Here is a 20952-nt window from a genome sequence, read left to right on the forward strand (position 1 = left end):
CCTTACCAGACGTAGGCGAGGACTTCGCCGCCCACGCCCTGCTTGGCCGCCTGACGGTCGGTGAGCAGACCGGTCGACGTGGAAATGATCGCCACGCCGAGGCCGCCGAGGACCTTGGGCAGGTTGGTGGACTTGGCGTACACGCGCAGACCCGGCTTCGACACGCGACGCAGGCCCTGCAGGCTGCGCTCACGGCTGGGGCCGTACTTCAGATCGACGACGAGGGCCTTGCCCACCGGCGCGTCTTCGGTGCGGTAATCGGCGATGTAACCCTCGCGCTTCAGGATCTCGGCGATGTTCGCCTTGAGCTTGGAGTGCGGAGCCTTCACCTGATCGTGGTACGCCGAGTTGGCGTTGCGCAGACGTGTCAAGAAGTCTGCGATCGGATCAGTCATGGTCATGGTTAGACCTCGACACCTTTCTCGCTGCGGTTCCCATGCAGCATCTCCCCGCTTGCGCGAGGCGACCGTGGGCCTACAACAATTCGGCTGGTCCGGGCGGCACTTACCGACCGGATGAGTACTCTTCACGAGCGCTCGGCGCCCGGCATGGTTCGCCCACGGCAAGCGTGGAGCGGACACAGATCTGCCCAGGCAACCGCTCTAGTGTAGGCAACGCCGTGGTCAGGACAAAATCCGGGGTCAGGCCGCAGGCTCGCTCGTCCGCGAGGTGGCAAGGATCGCCGACGCCGAGACGCCGGTGGCCACGATCAGCATCATCTCGCCGCCGACCAGCATGCTCATCACCCCGCCGAGCAGCGCGCCCGTCGCGAACGCCGCGTACTGCAGGCCGTAGCCGAGCCAATCGCGCACGCTGCCGCCGCTGACATGGCTCTCGATACCCTGGCCCAGTTTCACGACGGTGCCGGTGACATAGCTGAGCGGCACACTGACCTCGCCGTTCTTGACGAAGGCGGTATTGAGCGCACCGACCGCGAACGCGACGAACATGATCGGGATGAAACCCAGTTCCTGTCCGCCGGTTCGGCTGACCACGTAATCGACGACCACGGCGGCGGCCAGCGCGATCGTGGTCACCACCGAGGCGCCGTAGTGGCCGTTGCGCCAGACCCGCCGCCGCAGCAGCGAGGCGACGAAGACGCCGAGGCCGAAGGCGAACAGCAGGGATATCGCCCCGACGGCCAGCAGATAGTCGCCGTCGAACCAGCCGAGCAGGGCCCGCTCGGTATTTCCCGTCATGAATGTCACGAAGTATCCGGCGGAATGTGTATAAGCTGCCGCTCCGATGAATCCCGCCAATATCGAAAGAAAGGCGACCATCGTCATCGAACCCGTCGGAATACCACGCAGTGGTCGACGGTTGCCCAGGTCACGGTCCCTTTTTGCTGTGGTCACAGTCACAATCCCACATCCTTCGCATCGCATCGAATCGGGGATCGACTTTGACCCTTCCCGCTGTCGTGACAACTCCGACGGTAGCGACGAGTGGAATTGTGGGCCAGTGCGCGGATCACATTCTCGGAGAAGACACAGGATTATCAGGTTCCGGTAATACCCGGGTAACCCGCCAATTTTTCGTGAATTCTGGGTGACATTTTCGCGGTCGTCGCGTGCCGCGGTGCGCCGACCGAAAATCGTTCGGCGGCAACCGATTTCCCCAGGTAGACGTGTGGTAGCTTCACGGGGTTCGTCGGACGTGTGCAGGAGGCTCGGCAGGTGTTTTCGCGCTCTGTGCGCCGTGGAACTCGCCGAGGCGGATTCTGCGCGCTGGCCGTACTGCTCGCCGTCGGCGCGTTCGTGGTCCCGTCCACCGCGCGGGCCGCCGATACGTATGTGGACCGGCTCGCCGAATCCGCGACGACTCCCGCGTTGGCCTGGTCGGAGTGCGACGACGGTTTCCAGTGTGCGCTGGCGCCCGTGCCCCTGGACTACAACCAACCGGCGGGAGCGCAGATCGAGCTGGCCACCATCCGGCTGCCCGCGAGCGATCCGGGGCGGAGGCTGGGCACCCTGTTCGTGAACTTCGGTGGACCCGGCCCGTCGGGGGTCGACCGTCTGCGGGAACGAGCGCGCTGGCCGTGGCTGTTCTCCGAGGAGCTGCGCGCGCGCTTCGATCTGGTGTCGTGGGATCCGCGTGGCGTCGCGCGCAGCGCGGGGGTGCAGTGCTTCGCGAGTGCCGAGGAGCAGGCCGAGTACCTCGGCACCTTCCCCGGGACGCCGACCGACGCGAGTCAGGAACCGGAGTTCTTCGCGCGGTCCGCCGACCTCGCCGCACGCTGCGGTCAGGCCGCAGGCGAGATCCTGCACCACGCGTCCACCGCGAACACCGCCCGCGACCTGGAGTTGTTGCGGCGCGCGGTGGGTGACGAGGCGCTGACCTATCACGGCATCTCCTACGGCACGCAGGTCGGCGCCGTCTACGCCAACATGTTTCCGCGCCGGGTGCGCGCGATGGTGTTCGACGGTTCGCTGGACTTCGAGGGCAATGCCGACGGACACGGCGCGGAAGGTACGCACCTGCCCCTGGACACCAGGCAGGGCGTCGCGGTCGGCATCGCCGAGACCTTCGACGCGTTCCTGCGCGAATGCTCGGCGGCCGGTCCGCGCTGCGCGTTCTCGGCAGGTGATCCGAAGGTGAAGTGGATCGCGCTGGCCGAGCGCGCCCGCCACGCGCCGATCGTGCTCGACGGAACACCGTGGACCTTCTCGCAGGTGGTGACCGCCGCGGGCAGTCTGTCGCGCCCCGACACCTACGCCGATCTCGCGACTTTGCTGCAGCAACTGTTCGACGCGGCGACCGCCCCCGCCCTCGTTCCCGACTCGCTGTTCGGCCCCGGCCACTCCGCCAACCGCGTCGAAGCGTTCTACGCCATCCAGTGCACCGACAGCATGGTCCCGACCGAACCCGCGGCCTACAGTCGCGTCGCCGCCGTCGAAGACCTGCACAACCCGTACTTCGGCCGCACCGCCGTCTTCAACGCCATGCCGTGCGCCTTCTGGCCCGCCCGCGACCCCGACCGCTACACCGGCCCCTGGAACCGCCCGACCGCCGCCCCCATCCTCGTGATGAACAGCCGCTACGACCCGGCCACCCCCCTGCACGGCGCCTCCGCGGGCACCGCCCAACTGTCGACCGCCCGACTCCTGGTGATCGAAGGCGCGGGCCACAGCAGCATGTACGTCCAGAGCACCTGCGCCGAAACCGCCAAACGCGACTACCTCTTCACCGGCCAACTCCCACCCGAAAACCTCCACTGCCCCACCGACCACTCCCCCTTCGCCTGACCCGTACCTATCATTGCGCCATGACCAACGCGCATCCTCAGCGCCCCGACCTGCCCGAGCACATGACTTGGGAAGAGCTCGAGCAACTCCCCGAGGAAATCGCTTCCTGCATCGAGCTGTGGGACGGGCGGGTGGTCTGGGTGCGACGCGGCCCCGGCGAACACCAGGAAGCAAGCAACCTGCTGTGGAGCGCTCTTCGGCGCGACAGCAAGCGCGCGATGGCCTCCGAACCCGAGCAGTGTTGGCAGGTTCGCACCGAGACCAACGTCTTCTTCGGCCGACACGGCAGATCCGATTTCGTGACCCCGGATTTCATGATCCACCGTTGCCTCGACGAGCCATACGCCTACGTGCGCGGTGACGACGCCGTCCTGGTCGGCGAGGTGCTCTCCCCGTCGAACACCGCCGCAGAAATGGAAGCCAAGAAAGCCAAATACGCGGCTGCCGGTATCCCCTGGTATTGGGAAGTGACACTGCATCCACGCCGCAGCGAAATCGCCTACGTGCAAGCATTCGGCCTGGAGTCCGAAACCGGGACCTTGCCGGAGGGTGTGTCACCGCTGCACAAGGCCAACTACCTACTGGTCGGCGCGTGGTCGCCTGGCGATTCCACCGAAATCACCATCGGCCACCCATTCCCGATCACCATCCCCTGGCGAGACCTGACCCTCTGAGCGAGAACGTCAGGTGCTCACCGTGATCCGCCACCGGGTCACTGCCTCCCTTGGTCCTGCCTGGCGTAGTGCGGTGCCAGCGCCTCCATCTGGTCGATAACCAGCCGAATCGCCTCAGGCTGCTTGTCCGGTGGGTACCGGTACTTGATCAACAGTCGCTTGATGGTCGAGCGCAGCTTTGCCTTGACGTCGTCGCGGACAGTCCAGTCGGTCTTGGTGTCGCGGCGCATGATCGTGACCAGCTCGCGAGCGATCTGGCCGAGCACTTCCTGGCCCATCTGCTCCACGGCGGAGACGTTCTCGCAGACCGCGTCGTAGAAGGCGAGTTCGTCGTCATCGAGGCGGGGACTGAAGGCGTTGCCGCGGTCGCGTTCGGCGGCTGCTTCGCGAGCGAGCGCTATGAGTTCGGCGATCACCTCCGCCGAGGTGAGCTGCTGGTTCGTGTACTTGTTCATGAGGGTGCGGAGCCGTTCGGAGAAGGCGCGCTGGCGAACGAGGTTGTTTCTGGTGCTGCGGCGCACCTCCTCGGTGAGTACCGCACGCAAGGCTTCGATGGCTAGGTGCGGATTCTCCGCCAGGAGGGCCTTTTCCTTGAAGTCGGGTGTGAGGTCGGTCAGGGCCGGTTTCGGGATCCCCGCCGCAGCGTAGATGTCGACGATTTCACCGGAAGCCGTGCTGTCGGCGACGAGGTTTTCCAGAAGACGGGCGATCTCGGCGGGTACCGGCCGCCCCTCGGCAGTGCGCGTCGCGGCGTCGTACTTCGCCATCCAGACACGTACTTCTTCGTAGAACTTCACCGCCTGCACCACCGTGGCGGCCGCTACCAGCGACGACCCCGAGCTCACCGCCCAGGAGCGGGCAAGTTGATTGGCCAACGCCCGGAATCGGTTCACCAGTTTGTCGCCGTCGGCCTCCACCTGGTTGCCCGGAGTGCGCGGCGACCGCACGTATTCGGCCAGCCCGGTCGCGGCGATTACCCAATCCCGTTTGCCACCTTTGAGTTTGGATCGCCACGGGTATCCCTCGACCAGCCGGTCGAGCGCGGCCAGCACCTCGAGTACGAGTGCCGCGATCTCGTCCGCGTTCTGCCCGACGGGCTTACGTTCCTGGTCGGTCACGGTGTACTCGGCCAGCGCGCGTTCGAGGTTCTCCGCCAGCGGGGCGTAAGCAACGACCAAACCGTCTTGTTTACCCTCGAAGGTCCGGTTGACCCGGGCGATCGTCTGCATGAGCAGCGCACCTTTGAGCGGGCGGTCGAGGTATAGGGTGTGCAATGGCGGTGAGTCGTAGCCGGTGAGCATCATCGACTGCACGATCACCAACTGCAACGGGTCGTTCGGGTCCTTGAGCCGCGCCTGGATCAGCTTGTTCTCACCTTCCCGGCGGACATGTTTGGCGACCACGCCCTGATCTTTCGCCGTCCCGGTGTAGACGACCTTGATCACACCTTCGGTCACCGCGTCGGCATGCCATTCGGGGCGCAGCTCGATGATGTATTCGTAGAGGTCGGCGCAGATGTCGCGGGTGCCCGCAACGATCATGGCTTTGCCTGGGCCACCGATGAATTCGACCATCGTCGCCGACCGCTTCTCCCAGTGCGCGACGAGATCCGCCGCGACTTTGCGGAGCCGGGCAGGCGCGCCATAGATGGCATTGATCACCGCGACCGAGCTCTCGACCTTGGCACGCTCCACATCGTCTAGCCCGGCTACGACTTCGTCAGCGGCGTTGTCGATGTCGTCGTCGGAAACACCCTCGACCACCCGCACTTCCGGCAGTCGCGGTTCGAAGATCACCCGGACCGTCGCACCGTCTTCGACCGCGCGGGTGAGGTCGTAGACATCGATGTCGTCACCGAACCGGGCGCGAGTATCCCTGTCCTCGAAGGAGATCGGGGTGCCAGTGAAGGCGATGCGGGTGGCGCCGGGGAGCGCGTCCTGCAGATGCTTGGCGTAACCATCGAGGGTGTCGTAGTGGCTGCGGTGCGCTTCGTCGACGATGACGATGACATTGCGCCGATCGCTGAGGAGCGGGTGCTCGAGACCCGCCTCCTTCTCTGCTTTCGAGAGACCGAATTTCTGCAGAGTGGTGAAGTAGATCCCGCCGGTGTTGCGCTCACTCAGAGCGGATCGCAGCTCGGCCCGACTTGTGATCTGGATCGGCTTCTCCGCCAGCAGCATTGACCTGTCGAAGGTTTGGAACAGCTGCCCGTCGAGCTCTGTGCGATCGGTGACCACGACGATCGTGGGATTGCGCAGGCGCGGCTGCTTGCTCACCATGTGCGCGTACAACTCCATCTCCATGGACTTGCCCGAGCCCTGCGTGTGCCAGACCACCCCGGCCCGACCGTCGCTCTCCGCCGCGGTAACCGTGCAGCCGACAGCCTTGGTGACGGCGAAATACTGGTGCGGCTTGGCAATCCGCTTCACCAGCCCGTCGCCGGTGGAGTCGAAGGCGACGAAGTTCTGCCGGATCTGCAGAAACCGTTCCGATTGCAGCACCCCGGCGATCAAGAACTCCAGCTCGACACCCGCATGGTCCTCGTCGCGAGCTTCACCCAGCCGCAACGGTTTTCCGCTGCTGTCGACATTCCAGGGCGCGTAATGGTTCAGCGGGGTGAATGGTGTTCCGTACCGCGCGAGCTGCCCGTCGCTGATTACGGTGAGCACCGCGAACCGGAACGCCATCGGGAACTCACGCAGGTACGTACCGAGCTGAGCGTGCGCCGACGCCAGATCCGCCTGCGCCGAACCGGCCTTCTTCAACTCGATGATGCCGACCGGCATACCGTTGAGATAGAGCACGATGTCGAAGCGGCGCACATGTTCCCGCGACCGCACAGTCACCTGACTCACCGCGAGCAGCTCATTGTCCTCCACCCGAGGACCGACCAAGCGGATCGTCGGATTCTGTTCGACCCCTTGATGATCCACGTAGCTGATGCCGCGATACCCCTCGGTGAGAATCACATGCAGACGATGGTTCTCAGCGAGCGCATCCTGCGACTTCGGCGCGAGAATCTCTGCCCGCGCCTGATCCAGGAATTCCCCAGGAACCTGCGGATTCAACAACCGCATCCGCTCCAGCAGGCGCCCCGGAAGCACAATGTCGTCCCAGTCCGCGCGCCCACCCTCCTTACCTGGCGCAATCGCGCTGCCGGGCAACGGTTCCCACTCAACTTCAGCAAGTTCGTCCAACGCGAACTGCTCCCACTGCGCTTCGCTGAAACCAACGTCTTCGGCCATCAGACTATCTTTTCTACTATCTGCTCAGCATCTTTGACGCGGAGTTTTCCGGACATGAGGAGGGGAAGGAGTTCGTCGCGAGTGTCGGACAGTTTGCCATTCTCCGCGCCCAGCGCATGGAAGTAGTTCATAAGCACGGTGAGTCGAGAACTCAGACCGTTCCGGATGGCCTCGTCACCCCACGGCATCTCGAGAGCGCCGACATCCTTGAGGTTGATGTACGGCGCCATGTCGCTCTTATGCATTACGTTCGCCATCTGCCCCCGTGCATTGGCGCTTCGTAGCCACGCCGCAACGTAACTGGGCGCGATTACATCTGGACCAGACACTCGGATATAGCAGAGCTGAGGGCTGTAAACGTTACCCTCGACTCCGGCGAGAACGACCGCTACGCGCCCAACGGTTCCTTTAGTCGTGATGACCACATCATTGACCGCAGACGCTTTGCCGCCTATTTTCGCCCTATATTCCTCCGCCACAAAATCTGGGCCGCTGGAGAACACGCGGTTGTCGCGAATGTCCCCGGCGCGCAGGATCCGCAGGCCCGTCGCATCCAACTCGGCACGTTTAGTACGGTAGCCGTCACTGAACTCAAGCAACCTTTTCTCCGCAAGCTGCTTGATAGTCACAGAGTCGCCATGACCGCGTTCGATGACCCGACGGAACAGCGAATCGCTCAGTTCAATCGCCAGAGATGCGGCTCGATCATTAGCTGCAATCTTGTCGTCGAGCGCCCCCAACACCTCCGCAATTGCCAGCTGCTGCGGCAATTCTGGGGGGACTTCTACCGGAAAGTTTCTAATATCGGCAACGTTGAGATGCGCAACGGTAGATCCCTCCGCTCGAGCCATCAGCTCCGCTTGAACCTGTGGCGAGATAAGGTAGTAATACATGTACCGAGGATCAACTATCAACGCATTCGGACGAATTAGGACTGTCCTCTGACCAGGCGCCACGTTCTCTTCCACAGGGATACGAACAACTGGCCCAACAGGCGCCTCGCGTGCTAGTAGCAGATCTCCAGCCTGCGGCCTGAGCCTCGAAGTCCATTCCTTGAATGTAATCTCGTTGATCTGCCGCGCTTCCGACAAATTGATTATGTTACCGCGCATTGCGGGAGTACCGACTGCGTAGTATTTTCCGGTCGGGTCGATCGGCGCCGTCTTGTGTGCACAATCCACGATCCGCGCACACAGTGCATCCAGAATCACTTGATGCGCTCCATCTGACGGCGAACCTCTTGCGACAAGTGATCAGATTCGTCTAGCGCAGCAGCTAACTCGCCGGTCAAGCGAGAAATCTTTTCATCCAACGGCTCACTATCAGCGACACCTTGCGTAGCGCCAACAAATCTTCCCGGAGTCAACGTGTAGTCGGCACCTTTGATTTCATCAGCGGTCACTGACTTGCAGAACCCCGCCAAATCCTCATACGTCAACTGCTTCCGCGCCGCCGAATCAGTCCCCCGCCACGCATGATACGTATCTGCGATCCGCGCAACGTCTTCTTCGCTGAGCGCCCGCTCGGCCCGGTCCACCATGTACCCGAGTTCGCGTGCATCGATGAACAGCACCTCCCCCCGGCGATCGATAGCGCCGCCCTTACCTGCCGACTTGTCCTTGGCGAAGAACCACACGCACACAGGGATTCCGGTGGAGCGGAACAACTGGGTTGGCATCGCGACCATGCAGGACACCAGGTCCGCCTCGACAATCCGAGCGCGAATATCACCTTCTCCGTTGGAGTTCGACGACATCGACCCGTTCGCCATCACTACGCCAGCACTACCGTCGTCCTTCAGCTTGTACAGCACATGCTGGATCCACGCGTAGTTGGCGTTGTTGGCAGGCGGCACCCCGTAGACCCAGCGCGGGTCGTCCGTATTGCGGGTCCAATCTTTGATGTTGAACGGCGGATTCGTCATTACGTAATCCATCCGCGTATCGGCGTGCTGGTCGCGGGCGAAGGTGTCGCCCCAGCGGGCGCCGAGGCCCTTGTTGTCTATGCCGTGGATGGCGAGGTTCATCTTGGCCATGCGCCAGGTTTCTTCGTTGGCTTCCTGGCCGTAGACGGCGATGTCCTGGGGGTCACCGTTGTGGTCCCAGATGAACTTCTCCGACTGCACGAACATGCCGCCCGAACCGCAGCATGGGTCGTAGATCCGGCCCTTGGTCGGCTCGAGCACCTCGACGATCGTCTTGACAACGCTTGGCGGAGTGAAGAACTCGCCGCCGCGCTTACCTTCGGCGCGGGCGAAGTTGCCGAGGAAGTATTCGTAGACCTCGCCCATCAGATCGCGGGCTTTGTGCTCGCCCTGGCGACTGAAGCGGGCGCTGTTGAACAGGTCGACCAGTTCGCCGAGGCGGCGCTGGTCGATATTGTCCCGGTTGTACAGGCGGGGCAGGGTGCCGCGCAGCGATTCGTTCTCGTGCATCACCGCGTCCATCGCCTCGTCGATCAGCTGACCGATGGTCTTGGTGAGCGAACCATCCGGGCCGACAAGACCTTTGGCGTTCTCGGCGAGGAACTGCCAGCGCGCCTGCCCGGGGACGAGGAACACACCGTAGCCCTGGTACTCCTCCGGGTCGTCGATGATCTGGTCGATCTGGTCGTCGTCCCAGCCCTCGGCCAGGTGCTCGGCGCGGATAGTTTCCCGGCGTTCCTCGTAGGCGTCAGAAACGTACTTGAGGAAAACCAACCCGAGGATGACGTCCTTGTACTGGCTCGACGACAACGAACCACGGAGCTTGTCGGCCGCCTTCCACAGCGTGTCCTTCAACTCCTTCATCGTCGACGGCGCCGTCGACTCCTGCCTCTTCCTCGGTGGCACCCGGGGGCTCCTCTCCTCGTTCATCAGACAACAACCTGTTCCGGCGCGCGCAAGCTGACCGTGCCGTTCGCGATGCCGTGGATCAGCGCGGCACACAGCTCCGACGTCGCCGTCAAACCCGCACGCAGCTGCGACTCGTACGCGGCGGCACGGCCGAGCGTATCCTCGAGCTCCGACGTCTCCGACCCGCCCAGCCACGGCACGCTCCAAGCCTTCCATTCGCGGCCCTGCGCAGGCATCTGATTGATCAGTGCGGCCAGCGCCCGCGGACCGACGCCCGCTTCGGATTCGCGGTCGAGGCGCAGTATCCGGGAGGGGGATGCGACCAGCGCGCCGCCGGTCTCGTCGACCCGCGCGAGCGGGCGCGGGCGCTCGGCGAAGATCACATCGCCGGGGCGGGTACGCACTGCTCGACCGTAATACCGCTCGGCATCGATCGGATCGAGAGTCATGCCGTCGGTGCTCTGGTCCGCCGAGAGCACCGGTACGGACGCCCCGGCGGTCGCGTGGGTGGGGTCGATGCGGCTGCCGCGCAGCATCCGCACCAGTTTTCGCTCGGCCAATTCGGCCAGTGACCAGTGCCGCACCTGGACCGTCCCCTTCGCCGGCACCACAAGGACGTCGAGCGGTTCCATCGAACGGGCCGTTACCAGAGTGGCCGCGCGGATACGGTCGATGTCGTCGGTAGCGTCGGTGACGCGCAACCGGTCCGCACAGATTCCCTGCGGCACCATCGCGCCCCCGGCCAGGATGTCGGAGCGGCGACGCGGGCGGGCGTATCGGTAAGCGCGCCGCGCCGAGGTGGTCATGGCTCCGACAATGTCGGCCGCCAATGCTTCGAGGTCGAGCGGCCCAGCGGCGGGCGAACCCAGGTCCGACACGAGCGGCTGCTCGATGTCGGCCCCACCACGCACGATCCACACGCCCATCGCCTGCCGGTGCGCGTCGCGCCACAGCCCGCGCGGCAGCCGCAAGGCCATGGCCACCCCACCGAGCCGCACCGTGCCCGACCGCTTCGGTTCGAGCTCGCGGCCCAACTTCTCACACAGCACGGAGGCCGCGCCGACCACGATCGCTATCTCGCCCGGCTCGAGCGCGACCAGCACATCGTCGATCCGCTCCAATGCTGAGGCGGGGTCGTCACCGATCACCGACATCAGACGCACGGCGGGTACCTCGACCTGGTCGACCAGGCGAGCTTCGCGGATGGTCGCCCTGCGGCGCAAGCCCCGCGCTCGCGCATCGTCACCGACGACAGTCAGGTCGGCACGGTTACCGATCAGGTCGAGGACGAGGCGAGGCAGGTCGCCGTCCGAGACCAGGCAGCCCATGTCGGAATCCTGGAATTCCAAACATGTTTCGACGATGCACCGCAGCAGGGCGAGCCCGGACTCGGAGAAATCGCGGGCCTCCAACGCCCGTCCGGCGCGGCCTGCTTCCAGGCGTTCCAGTGCATCCGCGGGGCCGAAGGCCGATTCGATCAGGTCGTCGATATAGACCAGGGTCTTCGGCTCGATCGTCACCGCGCCGACCTCCGCGACCAGCATCGTGTTCTCGGGGTCGACATCGTGGGCCAGGGCGATCAGCTCGACCGCAGGCAGGCCGGACAACTCCCGACCCGACGCGGCCGCCAAGCACAGCAGCGTGACCAGGTGCTCGAACTCGACGCCGTCGGGGACGCTCATCGCGGGAGCATCGAGCCGGTGGGCGGTGTTGTTGCCGCGGCCGGTCCGCTCGAGCCAGTCGATGATCTCGTCGCGTCGGAACCGCTCGACCCGATCCACAGTGGCCACCGGCGCGGGAAACGGCACGAACTCCCCGCGCGCCACCGGCCGCTTGCGCCACATGGACACGACAGGCCGATGGACCTGCGCCAGATCGGCGATGTCCTGCATCGTCAGCGTCGGCTCGTGCTGCTGTTCTGCCATCCCCTGCTCACATTCTTCGGTCGAACGTCGTGCATCGAGATTAGGACCGGGTGTCCGCAATTCAGAGTCGAATCGTCGATAAGCGCCCTTATCAGTATTTTGCGTCGCCAAACCGAGGGTTGGGCCTTCAAGGTGTAGTCAGCACGCCAACCTGGTGCACAGCGGTTCAGCTATCACGGATTCGCTTGGTGCACCGGCTAATTCAGCAGAGCACAGACAGGAGACAGACATGACCGAGCACACCCGCCCCGAATCCGCCGGCGCCTTCTTCCACGACAACGCGCAGGCCGTCCTCATCGAACATGTCCTCGTCCACGACGCGGACGTCGCACGGGAGGCCCGCCACTGGACGAACGGCTCCCGTGGCCCCGCCATCGAGGATCCCGAACAGCTCGAGGCAGCCGACCTCGAAGCCTTCGTGATCGAGGCGGTGAAGATCGGTGCGCATGCCTTGGCCGCCACCGGCCAGGCCGTCGAATCCCGCGCACTCGAGCAGATCGTGCGCGAGCTCGGCGAGAAGGCCGCGCAGTCGTCGAGCGCCGCAGCCGAAGTCACCGAGCAGTCCGCCGTGAAGGCCGCCAAGACTGTCAGCCAGGCAGCCGACGACGCCAAAAAGGCGATCACCGAGGCCGAGAAGAACGGGCGCCGGGAGTTCGTCACGGCGGTCACCACCGCAAGGGAGCAGCTCGACACCGAGCTTCGCCGCCTCTTCGGCGGGGACAATCCGGAACTGCTCGACCGGATCAGCCCCTTGCTCACGAAGTTCGGTGGCGAACTCGACGCCAAGGTCGGCCGCAGCGTCGACGAATTGTTCAAGACGGCGGTGAAGCAGTTCGACCTCGATGATCCGACCTCGCCGATGGCCAAGCACGCCGCCGGCTTGGAGCGTCGTCACGACCAGCTCGCCAAACATCTTCAGCAGCAGCACACCGAACTCACCGCTAAGTTCGACCAGCTCACCCGCGAATTGCAGCTGCGTGCTGCCGAACAGCGGGTGGCTAGCGTGACGCCGATGAAGGGCGACATATACGCCGACCCGCTGCACGCACTGCTGCGAGAACTCGCCACGGGTCTCGGCGATGAGTACACCGACACCAGCCGGACGACCGGGAAGGTCTCGGATTCACGAAAGGGCGACGGCCTGCTGGTAGTGGCGGGCGGTGCCGCTCGAGTCGTGGTCGAGATGTCGGATTCTTCGCGGAAAACGTGGAACGAATACCTGGATGAGGCCGAACGCAACTACGGCGCCCACGCTTCGCTCGGACTCGTCCGCTCGAAGGAACGCAACGACGGTCACGCCGTGCGCGCGTTCGGACCGCGCCGCATCGTGCTCGCGTTCGATCCGGAGACCGACAGCCCCGATCTGTTGCGCATCGTGGTGCAGTTGCTGCGCACCGGAGCACTCGCAGCAAACTCACGTTCCGACGCCGCCCAGATCACCACGGCCGAGGAGAAGATCAACGAGGCCATCGCGCGGCTGAACGGGGTGGACGGCATCAAGAAGTCCGCGAGTGCCATCTACAAGCAGGCGCAGAGCATCGAAAACCAGTGCAATACAATCAGTTCAGGGATCGAACGGTTGCTCAACGCGGCACTCGCCGCACTCACCGCCGCCGGAGCCGACGGCACCGCCTCCACCCCCGGCGCGGCGGCCTGAGGCATCGCCGAAAACTGCGGGCGCGATAACCCGGCTTATCACCGGCAACTCTCGACATCTGCACAGGGCGCGTGGTCGAGTCGTCCACGCGCCCTCGAATTCCCCTCTCCACCAAGAGAAATCAAGGAAGACATGAAATTCAAGAAGTTCGTCCTCGCCACTGCGCTCGCCATCGCCGCGATCGGCGTCGTCGAGACCACCGCGGTCGCGTCACCCCCGGCGACGACGCAGGAGGCGCTGGCCGCTCTGCCCCCGAGCGCGAGCGGGGTCGACCACGGCGTCGGGTACGACGCGGCGCGCGACGGCAACACATTGACCACCACGCTGACCGGCGGAACCTTCCGTGTCACCGACGACGCCATCGAGGCCTTGGCGGCCGACGGCACACTCCTCAGCAGCACTCCGCGCGTCATCGCGTTCGAACAGAACGTGGTCACGCTGGCGCCGCGCCTCGAGGCCAACGGCACCCGCCTGATCGCCGACGTCGCCGCGCGGGAGATCGGCTACTGGCGCAAGACCTCTCCGCGCCAGCGCAGCACCGAAGCGGGCATGGCGATCGGGTCGGCGATCGGTGGCATCGGCGGCGTCATCGTCGGCCTGGTTCTCGGCATCGCCACCGGCGGGCTCCTGCTCCCGATCACCCTTCCGGTGGCCCTGATCGTCGGCGTTCTCGGCGGCATGGCCATCGGCGGTGCGGCGGGTGCGTCCATCCCCAACTCCGACGTCCCCGACCAGTGGGAGTACGAGGTGGAGTGCCGGGGCAGCGGAGACTACCGTTTCTGCTGGTAGGCCTGGCATCGAATGAAGGGACGGAATTCTCCGACGGGTACCGTCCCTTCATCCGATGCGGCGACAGCGGCACCCGAGGAGTTTCGATGGCACGGAAATCGGTCGAAATCGATGGCGCCACACTGGCCGAGGCGGCTCGATACCTGGAAACAGCTACCGACAGCGACACTGTCGAGGCTGCGTTGCGAGAGGTGATCGATCGTGGACGCCGCATCGAGGCGATCGCCCGGATGCGCGCCCTGATCGTCGAAGGCGAGATCAATTCAACCGAAGCCGACGACCTCGAGGCATTCGAAGATGCTGCGGCCCAATCGAAGACGAGCGAAGCCGAGATCATTCGCGAGGCGATCCGCCTGGCAGAGATGCGATTGCGTCGACGTTCCGAACCGATGCGCTTACGCCGATTCGCCAGCGAGGACCCGAATCTCGCTGCCCGATCTGCGGAGAACACTCCTGTCAGCCGGTCGCACCCGGCGGCCGGACGACCGGAACCACGGTGAGCATCGCCTCCAGACCAGCGAAGTCCTTCGGATTCGTCGTGAACAAGGGAAGCCCGTTACTCGCCGCAGTAGCCGCGATCATCAAGTCCGAACTTCGGCGACGTGGACTGCGGCCGATGGCATAGACCTGAGCGCAGAGCGAACCGAATACGCGAGCGGCTCGCGTGTCATAGGGCAGCGCCTCACCGAATTCCGCCTCCACCCGCTGCAGTACGGCGATCCGGTTGGCCCGCTTGATAACGTCGTCGGTCGCGTGCGGCTCATGGGACAGCTCGCCCAGCGTGACAGCCGTGATGGCCGACTCGACGGGGAGATCAGCGACATCGAACAGACCGAGGGCCGCGACGATGCAGGTGTCGAGTACACCCCGCTGGTGGCGACTCACTCGTCCACCGGCCAAGGGTCGTCGGCGAGTTCGTCATCCATCATCGTGTCGAGGTCGCGACGCAATTCATCCGCGTCCAATGCCGGAATCCCGGCGAAGGCCTGCTGCGCCCTCGCGGTCGAAACGAAGCGACTCCGACGAATCGGAATGACGTCGGCCAACGGCTCGCCGTTCATCGTGAGTACAAACCGCTCGCCGTCGCGAAGGCTCCTCGTCATTCGCCCGGAGTCGTTGACGAACGCGCGCACACTTATTTCGGGAGGGGTCTGCTCGGGAACGGCCATACCTCATCGTACCACCGTGTACCACACTGTGGTACTGAATCGCGCAGCCGACCCATCACGACGCGTTCGCCGTCGGTAAACGCACGAAGACACGGACTTCGCTCGGAAGTCCGTGTCTTCGTGGGGTATTCGCCTAGGTGGTTGCGCTCACGAGGAGCGCGGGATCACCAGGAGCTCTTGTGCACGCCCGGGAGCTCACCGCGGTGGGCCATTTCGCGCAGGCACACGCGGCACAGGCCGAACTTGCGGTAGACCGCGTGGGGGCGGCCGCAACGCTGGCAGCGGGTGTAGGCGCGGACGGCGAACTTCGGCTTGGCCTCCGCCTTGATGCGCAGTGCTTTCTTAGCCATGTGCTCAGTTCTCCTTGAACGGGAAGCCGAGGTGCTTCAGCAGCGCGCGGCCTTCTTCGTTGTTGGTCGCGGTGGTGACCACGGTGATGTCCATACCGCGCGGGCGGTCGATGGAGTCCACGTCGATCTCGTGGAACATCGACTGCTCGCTGAGGCCGAACGTGTAGTTGCCGTTGCCGTCGAACTGCTTCGGCGACAGGCCGCGGAAGTCGCGGATACGGGGCAGCGCGATGGACACGAGACGGTCCAGGAACTCCCACATGCGGTCGCCACGCAGGGTGACCTTGGCGCCGATCGGCATGCCCTCACGGAGCTTGAACTGCGCGATCGACTTGGTGGCCTTGCGGACCTCCGGCTTCTGACCGGTGATCAGCTCGAGGTCCTTGATGGCACCGTTGATCAGCTTCGCGTCACGGGCGGCGTCACCGACACCCATGTTGACGACGACCTTGACGACGCCCGGGATCTGCATCACGTTGGCGTACTCGAACTCGCTGTTCAGCGCGTCCTTGATCTCGGCGCGGTAGCGCGCCTTCAGCCGGGGCTGAGTCTGCTCAGAGGTGGTCATGTCAGATGTCCTTCCCGTTCTTACGGGAGATCCGAACCCGCTTGCCGGTGGTTTCGTCGGTGCGGTAGCCGACGCGAGTCGGGTTTCCGTCGGAGTCGACGACCATCACGTTGGAAACCTGAATCGGGGCTTCCTGGGTCACGATGCCACCCGAGGAGGCGCCACGCTGGTTGGCGGAATCCGCGACGTGCTTCTTGATGCGGTTCACGCCTTCGACGAGAACCTTGCCAGTCGCCGGGTAGGCCTGGATGACCTTGCCCTTGGCGCCCTTGTCCTTGCCCGAGATGACGAGCACGGTGTCACCCTTGTGCACCTTCATGTCAGAGCACCTCCGGGGCCAGCGAAACGATCTTCATGAAACGCTTGTCGCGCAGCTCACGGCCGACGGGGCCGAAGATGCGGGTGCCGCGCGGATCGTTGTCCGCCTTGATCAGCACAGCAGCGTTCTCGTCGAACTTGATGTAGGAACCGTCCGGACGGCGGCGCTCCTTGACGGTGCGCACGACGACAGCCTTGACGACGTCGCCCTTCTTGACGTTCGCGCCGGGGATGGCGTCCTTGACGGTGGCGACGATGATGTCACCGATACCGGCATAGCGACGCGACGAGCCACCGAGCACGCGGATGCAAAGGATTTCCTTCGCCCCGGTGTTGTCGGCGACGCGCAGTCGCGACTCCTGCTGAATCACTTCAGCACCTCCTGGACCTGGATGTATACGTACGCCGGATTGCCGACCCGACGCACATGGTCAGTCACCCACCGGACGCGCGCCTGCCAGCGGTTTTGTCCACCACTGGGGGTTCACGGCCGGATTGCGAGGGCACAGCTCCCGCAGGCAACCGGTCTAGTGTAGGTGAATCCCCAGGTCGACCCAAATCGGGGGTCGTCGGTCAATTTGAAGTGAATATGTTTCAAACCACCGTGCGCCGGGGCGTCGCGTTGTTACGGTCCCCCTGCTCGTCGCGGGGACGAGCCGAGCAGGAGCCACCATGAAACTCACCCTTGCCGCCACCGCCTTCGCCGCCGTCCTCACGGTGCTCGCACCGCAGGCCGCCGCCGGACCGGTCGTCGACATGCTCACCGACACCCTCACAGTCGGCTGCACCTCGAAGATCGACGTGGTCGGCCTCGACGACTACGTCGGCGCCCAGGTCGACTTCGTCGCCAACGGCAAATTCTTCGCCAGCGACACCGTCGACCTCGAGGTCACCGTCGGCGGCGTCACGGTCGCCAAGGCCACCGCGTTCTACCACGTGGAATCCGAGGTCGAGGTGCAGCTGACCGCGCTGTTGCACGCCACCGGCATGCCGCTGGTCTCCAAGCGCATCCCGACCGTCATGCGCATCATCAACGCGGGCAGCGGGCTGGCCTGCGACCTCGCGACCGGCAGCGCGGGCAGCTTCTCCTGACGGCAACGGCCGAACGACGCCCTGATCAGGGCTTCGTTCGGCCGCTTCGCGATCGACTCGGTGTCAACCCTTCACGGGCGCCAGTTCCCATGAACCGTCACCCGCGAGAGTGAGCACCTGGGTGTGGTGCTGATCGACCGTGCTGCGGTGAGCCACCGACACGACGATGGTGTCCGGGACCTCGGTGCGGATCAGGTTGTAGAGGGAGTACTCCAGACCCTCGTCGACGGCGGAGGTCGCCTCGTCGAGGAACACGACCTTGGGCCGGGTCAGCAGGATGCGAGCGAAGGCCAGGCGCTGCTGCTCGCCCGGGGACAGGATCTTCGCCCAGTCGGCCTCTTCGTCGAGGCGGTCGACGAGATGCCCGAGGTGCACCTTGGTGAGCACCTCACGCAGCGTGTCGTCGGTGATCCCCGTCGACTCGACCGGGTATTCGACCGCGGTGCGCAGATCGCCGAGCGGGAGGTAGGGAAGCTGGGACAGGAACAGCGTGTCGGTGCCCGCCGGGCGACCGAACTCACCGTCGCTGTACGGCCACATCTGCGCGAGCGCGCGCAGCAACGTCGTCTTCCCACTGCCCGAAACACCCTTGACCACCAGTGCTTCGGTGGGAACCAACCGCAGGTTCAGGTCGTCGATGAGCACCTCGCCGTCGGGCTTGCGCACATCGACCTTGTCCAGGCGCACCGCGTCGTCGACATCGACGGTCGCGAGCCTTGGCAGCTGCCGCGATTCACCGCTCGCGATCAGCAGGCCGTCCAGACGGATGAGGGAGGCTCGGTACTCGGCGAAGTCGTCGTAGGAGTCACGGAAGAACGACAGCGAATCCTGGATTTCGCGGAACGCCGTCGCCGTCTGGTTCATGCCACCCAGGGTGATCTGCCCGCTGAAGAACCGGGGTGCCTGGATGAGATAGGGGAACAGGTAGGCGGACTGGGTGACGACGAAGTTCCAGCCCACGAACTTGAGCATCCGGTAGACGTAGGCCCACTGCACCCGGATCACCTCGGCGAAACGGCTGAGCAGACCGGCTCGCTCGACGTTCTCACCCCGGTAGAAGGCGACGCTCTCGGCCGCGTCACGCACCCGCACCAGTGCGTAGCGGAAGTTGGCGTTCGTGCGTTCGCGCAGGAAGTTGATCCGAATCAGGGGTCGACCGATCCAGAAGGCGATCACCGTCGACACGAAGACGTAGGTCAACACGATGACCAACGCGGCGCGCGGGATGGTGACGCCGAGAATGGTCATCGGCCCCGACAGATCCCACAGCACCTTGGTGAACGACACGACCGAGACGATGGCCGTCACGGCGCCGAGCGCCAGTGTGCGCGACTGCTCGGTGAAGGTGATGGTGTCGGCCTGGATTCGTTGGTCGGGGTTGTCGATCGTGTTGTCGATGAACCGGGACCGGTAGAAGGCGACGCCGTCCATCCAGTCGGTGGTGACGTGGTCGGTCAACCACACCCGCCAGCGGATGTCGAAGGCCAGTTTGGCGTAGAGGTAGACCAGCTCCTTGACCGTCCAGATGGCGATCAGCAGTGTGAACAGCTTCGCCGAGTCCCAGAACCCGGTCTTGGCCTGCGACAGCGACTCCGCGTCGTCGGACTGCAACGCCGAGGCGGCGAGCTGGAACGAGGCGAACATATCGTTGCCCCAGTAGCTGAGCAGCACGCTCAACCGGACGGTCAGCAACGCCATCAACAGCAGGGCGGCGACGAACAGCCAGGTCTTCCACGCCCCAGGACCGCGGTAGTAGTCACCGCTGACGGACCAGAACTGCCTGCCCCACTTGGTGAATCGCAGCAACAAGGCGGCGATGACCACGAAGGCCACCGCAGTGATGAGGAAGGCGATTCCGAGCCACTTGGCGCTCTCGAACCACTCGACGCTCCAGTCCCTAGACGTCTCCACGCACGCTTCCCATCCCACGACCGCCGAAATTCGGCGCAGTCTAACCCGGCCCGCGCCCGTTCGCCCGGCACGCGCCCCCATCGATTGCCGAGCGAAAGCCTACGTAGGTTAGCCTTGGCTGACTTATGCTGGATCGAGCCTTCGGGCCGAATCGAGGACGACTCCTCGAGCTAGGGAGGACGCAACGATGATTGCTCGGACTTCGCGCGGCTGGCGGCGCGCCGCGACGGCCGCGCTCGCCGGTGTGCTCGCCTTCGGCGTCGTCGCCTGTGGTTCCACCGACGACGAGGCGGGCTCGGGCGAAGCGGTGACCATCACCCACGCCCGCGGCGAGACCACCGTCACCGGTACCCCGAAAAAGATTGTGGCCCTGGGTAATCAGTGGCTCGATTCCACGCTGGCGCTCGGCGTCGTGCCCGTCGGCTACATCGACAACGTCTCGGCGCTGTCCAAGAGCACCCCGCCGTGGACGCCCGAGACCCTGAAGTCCGCCACCGCGCTCAACACCCAGGGCAGCGTCGCCGAGCAGGTCGCCGCGCTGGAACCCGACCTGATCCTGGCCGATCCCTTCATCGCCGATCAGAAGACCTACGACGACCTGTCGAAGGTGGCGCCGACCATCCCCGCGCTCACCAAGGACGCCGTCACCCCCTGGCAGGACCAGGTGACGGCGCTGGGCAAGGTGCTGCACAAGGAGTCCGACGCGACCGCGACGATCAAGAAGGTCGACGACAAGATCGCCGCCATCACCGCTGCCAACCCGGGCCTGAAGGGCAAGACCTTCGCCAGCACGTGGCTGGCCAGCCCGGCCCAGCTGATGGTGCTCACCGACCCCAACGACGGTTCGGCGAAGGTGTTCACCCAGCTCGGTATGTCGATTCCCGCGAACCTGACCGCGCAGCCCGCCAACCAGGGCCGCCTGGCGTTGTCGCCGGAGCGGGTCGACGAGCTCACCGCCGACCTGCTGCTGGCCGGTTACTCCCCCGGTCTCGATGAGAAGTACCGCCAGTTGCCCGGATACTCGGAGCTGCCGTCGGTACGCAAGGGTTCGGTGGTGTTCCTGACCACGCAGGAGATCAGCGCGATCAACCAGCCGAGCGCCCTGTCGGTGCCGTACATGCTCGACAAGCTCGCACCCGCGTTCGCCGCCGCCGCGAAATAAGCTCCACCACAACA

20 protein-coding genes are annotated in these 20952 nt (G+C 64.8%); 7 read left to right on the plus strand and 13 right to left on the minus strand.

Features of this window, described 5'->3' with window-relative positions; all coding sequences use genetic code 11:
• Positions 1 to 2 precede the first annotated feature (2 nt).
• Together rpsH and NC7_RS12335 are read right to left on the minus strand one after the other, a co-directional pair.
• Positions 3 to 401, minus strand: coding sequence for a 30S ribosomal protein S8 (gene rpsH / locus NC7_RS12330; protein WP_067491077.1), 399 nt, complete (start codon positions 399 to 401; stop codon positions 3 to 5).
• A gap of 240 nt (positions 402 to 641) precedes the next feature.
• On the minus strand, positions 642 to 1286 hold the full coding sequence (locus NC7_RS12335; protein WP_067982259.1) for a YoaK family protein: 645 nt from the start codon (positions 1284 to 1286) through the stop codon (positions 642 to 644).
• 390 nt (positions 1287 to 1676) lie between these two features.
• On the opposite strand from NC7_RS12335, the gene NC7_RS12340 reads away from it, so the two are divergent.
• On the plus strand, positions 1677 to 3245 hold the full coding sequence (locus NC7_RS12340) for an alpha/beta hydrolase (RefSeq protein WP_236573253.1): 1569 nt from the start codon (positions 1677 to 1679) through the stop codon (positions 3243 to 3245).
• Between the two features lie 20 nt (positions 3246 to 3265).
• Positions 3266 to 3919: a Uma2 family endonuclease gene (locus NC7_RS12345; protein WP_067982261.1), complete on the plus strand. Its 654-nt coding sequence runs from the start codon at positions 3266 to 3268 to the stop codon at positions 3917 to 3919.
• 38 nt (positions 3920 to 3957) lie between these two features.
• Here NC7_RS12345 and NC7_RS12350 read toward each other — a convergent pair whose 3' ends face one another.
• The 4 genes from NC7_RS12350 to NC7_RS12365 form a co-directional block, all read right to left on the minus strand.
• Positions 3958 to 7164 (minus strand): type I restriction endonuclease subunit R, encoded by a 3207-nt coding sequence (locus tag NC7_RS12350; protein WP_067982264.1) that lies wholly within the window; start codon positions 7162 to 7164, stop codon positions 3958 to 3960.
• A complete protein-coding gene (locus tag NC7_RS12355; protein WP_084458427.1) occupies positions 7164 to 8276 on the minus strand; it encodes a restriction endonuclease subunit S in 1113 nt (370 codons plus the stop codon). Before NC7_RS12355 ends, NC7_RS12350 begins: the two co-directional genes overlap by 1 nt.
• 95 nt (positions 8277 to 8371) lie before the next feature.
• A complete protein-coding gene (locus NC7_RS12360; RefSeq protein WP_067982707.1) occupies positions 8372 to 9994 on the minus strand; it encodes a class I SAM-dependent DNA methyltransferase in 1623 nt (540 codons plus the stop codon).
• A gap of 23 nt (positions 9995 to 10017) precedes the next feature.
• Positions 10018 to 11922, minus strand: a complete 1905-nt coding sequence (locus tag NC7_RS12365) for a helix-turn-helix transcriptional regulator (protein WP_067982270.1) — start codon at positions 11920 to 11922, stop codon at positions 10018 to 10020.
• A 229-nt stretch (positions 11923 to 12151) separates the two neighbouring features.
• On the opposite strand from NC7_RS12365, the gene NC7_RS12370 reads away from it, so the two are divergent.
• The 3 genes from NC7_RS12370 to NC7_RS29070 all read left to right on the plus strand — a co-directional run bounded on the left by NC7_RS12370 (position 12152) and on the right by NC7_RS29070 (position 14868).
• The gene (locus tag NC7_RS12370) at positions 12152 to 13579 is read left to right on the plus strand and encodes a Fis family transcriptional regulator (protein WP_067982272.1); all 1428 of its coding nucleotides are present in this window, start codon (positions 12152 to 12154) and stop codon (positions 13577 to 13579) included.
• A gap of 132 nt (positions 13580 to 13711) precedes the next feature.
• Entirely contained in the window at positions 13712 to 14368 is a 657-nt protein-coding gene (locus tag NC7_RS12375; protein ID WP_067982274.1) for a DUF8020 domain-containing protein, read from the plus strand.
• Complete coding sequence (locus NC7_RS29070; RefSeq protein ID WP_157101960.1) at positions 14332 to 14868, plus strand: hypothetical protein; 537 nt, start codon at positions 14332 to 14334, stop codon at positions 14866 to 14868. Before NC7_RS12375 ends, NC7_RS29070 begins: the two co-directional genes overlap by 37 nt.
• Here the strand turns inward: NC7_RS29070 and NC7_RS12385 are convergent.
• The 6 genes from NC7_RS12385 to rplN form a co-directional block, all read right to left on the minus strand.
• Positions 14825 to 15253: a type II toxin-antitoxin system VapC family toxin gene (locus tag NC7_RS12385; RefSeq protein ID WP_201449855.1), complete on the minus strand. Its 429-nt coding sequence runs from the start codon at positions 15251 to 15253 to the stop codon at positions 14825 to 14827. The two genes, NC7_RS29070 and NC7_RS12385, sit on opposite strands and share 44 nt — an antisense overlap.
• Complete coding sequence (locus tag NC7_RS12390; protein ID WP_067982284.1) at positions 15250 to 15537, minus strand: hypothetical protein; 288 nt, start codon at positions 15535 to 15537, stop codon at positions 15250 to 15252. Before NC7_RS12390 ends, NC7_RS12385 begins: the two co-directional genes overlap by 4 nt.
• A 164-nt stretch (positions 15538 to 15701) precedes the next feature.
• The gene (locus NC7_RS12395) at positions 15702 to 15887 is read right to left on the minus strand and encodes a type Z 30S ribosomal protein S14 (protein WP_040731429.1); all 186 of its coding nucleotides are present in this window, start codon (positions 15885 to 15887) and stop codon (positions 15702 to 15704) included.
• A gap of 4 nt (positions 15888 to 15891) precedes the next feature.
• On the minus strand, positions 15892 to 16455 hold the full coding sequence (gene rplE, locus NC7_RS12400) for a 50S ribosomal protein L5 (RefSeq protein WP_019045062.1): 564 nt from the start codon (positions 16453 to 16455) through the stop codon (positions 15892 to 15894).
• A gap of 1 nt (position 16456) precedes the next feature.
• On the minus strand, positions 16457 to 16774 hold the full coding sequence (gene rplX, locus NC7_RS12405) for a 50S ribosomal protein L24 (protein WP_067491085.1): 318 nt from the start codon (positions 16772 to 16774) through the stop codon (positions 16457 to 16459).
• A 1-nt stretch (position 16775) separates the two neighbouring features.
• A complete protein-coding gene (gene rplN, locus NC7_RS12410) occupies positions 16776 to 17144 on the minus strand; it encodes a 50S ribosomal protein L14 (protein ID WP_019045060.1) in 369 nt (122 codons plus the stop codon).
• 301 nt (positions 17145 to 17445) lie between these two features.
• Between rplN and NC7_RS12415 the strand changes: the two genes are divergently transcribed.
• Entirely contained in the window at positions 17446 to 17865 is a 420-nt protein-coding gene (locus NC7_RS12415) for a hypothetical protein (protein WP_067982286.1), read from the plus strand.
• 63 nt (positions 17866 to 17928) lie between these two features.
• On the opposite strand, the gene NC7_RS12420 is transcribed toward NC7_RS12415, so the two are convergent.
• Positions 17929 to 19776 (minus strand): ABC transporter ATP-binding protein/permease, encoded by a 1848-nt coding sequence (locus NC7_RS12420; RefSeq protein WP_067982289.1) that lies wholly within the window; start codon positions 19774 to 19776, stop codon positions 17929 to 17931.
• A gap of 187 nt (positions 19777 to 19963) precedes the next feature.
• Between NC7_RS12420 and NC7_RS12425 the strand changes: the two genes are divergently transcribed.
• Positions 19964 to 20938, plus strand: a complete 975-nt coding sequence (locus tag NC7_RS12425) for an ABC transporter substrate-binding protein (protein WP_067982292.1) — start codon at positions 19964 to 19966, stop codon at positions 20936 to 20938.
• Positions 20939 to 20952: the final 14 nt, after the last annotated feature.

Source organism: Nocardia caishijiensis NBRC 108228, assembly GCF_001612825.1.
GTDB classification, from domain to species: Bacteria; Actinomycetota; Actinomycetes; order Mycobacteriales; family Mycobacteriaceae; genus Nocardia; species Nocardia caishijiensis.